This is a genomic window from Ruegeria sp. HKCCA5463 (genome assembly GCF_013034175.1).
In the GTDB taxonomy this organism is placed as follows: Bacteria; Pseudomonadota; Alphaproteobacteria; order Rhodobacterales; family Rhodobacteraceae; genus Ruegeria.
Genome location: NZ_WQFL01000030.1, coordinates 1 through 1,229 on the forward strand (window position 1 = coordinate 1; position 1,229 = coordinate 1,229).

Here is a 1,229-nt window from a genome sequence, read left to right on the forward strand (position 1 = left end):
AAAAAGGGCGCCCCGCGGGGCGCCCTTTCCGTCTGATCATTCGCTTGCGCGAATTACTCAATGATCTTCGACACAACGCCGGCGCCGACGGTGCGGCCGCCTTCGCGGATGGCGAAACGCAGGCCGTTTTCCATCGCGATCGGCGCGATCAGCTCAACGCCGAACGACACGTTGTCGCCGGGCATGACCATCTCGGTGCCTTCGGCCAGGGTCACGGTGCCGGTCACGTCCGTCGTACGGAAGTAGAACTGCGGACGGTAGTTCGCGAAGAACGGGGTGTGACGACCGCCTTCTTCCTTGGTCAGGATATAGGCTTCGGCTTCGAACTTGGTGTGCGGGGTCACCGAACCCGGCTTGCACAGAACCTGGCCACGCTCAACGCCGTCACGGTCAACACCACGCAGCAGCGCGCCGATGTTGTCGCCCGCTTCACCGCGGTCCAGCAGCTTGCGGAACATTTCAACGCCGGTGCAGGTGGTCTTGGTGGTGTCGCGGATGCCGACGATTTCAATCTCGTCACCAACGTTGATCACGCCACGCTCGACACGACCGGTCACAACGGTACCACGGCCCGAGATCGAGAACACGTCTTCGATCGGCATCAGGAACGGCTGGTCAACCGCACGCTCGGGGGTGTCGATATACTCATCAACAGCCGCCATCAGCTCGCGGATCTTGTTCTCGCCGATTTCCGGGTTGTTGCCTTCCATCGCCGCCAGAGCCGAACCTGCGATGATCGGGATATCGTCGCCGGGGTAGTCGTAGCTGGACAGCAGTTCGCGAACTTCCATCTCAACCAGTTCCAGCAGCTCTTCGTCGTCAACCTGGTCAACTTTGTTCAGGAACACGACCATCTTCGGGATGCCAACCTGGCGGCCCAGCAGGATGTGCTCACGCGTCTGCGGCATCGGGCCGTCAGCGGCGTTCACAACCAGGATCGCGCCGTCCATCTGCGCCGCACCGGTGATCATGTTCTTGACGTAGTCGGCGTGGCCGGGGCAGTCGACATGCGCATAGTGGCGGTTGTCGGTCTCGTATTCCACGTGGGCGGTCGAGATGGTGATGCCGCGAGCTTTTTCTTCCGGCGCACCGTCGATCTGGTCATACGCTTTGAAGTCACCGAAATACTTGGTGATTGCTGCGGTCAGCGTGGTCTTGCCGTGGTCAACGTGGCCAATCGTGCCGATGTTGACGTGCGGTTTTGTACGCTCAAACTTTTCCTTTGCCAT

Annotated in this window: 1 protein-coding gene; it reads right to left on the minus strand. The window is 60.6% G+C overall.

Annotated elements, in window-relative coordinates:
- Positions 1–53: 53 nt before the first annotated feature.
- Positions 54–1,229: elongation factor Tu (gene tuf, locus GOW09_RS22245; RefSeq protein ID WP_152457114.1), on the minus strand; the 1,176-nt coding region annotated here is incomplete at its 5' end.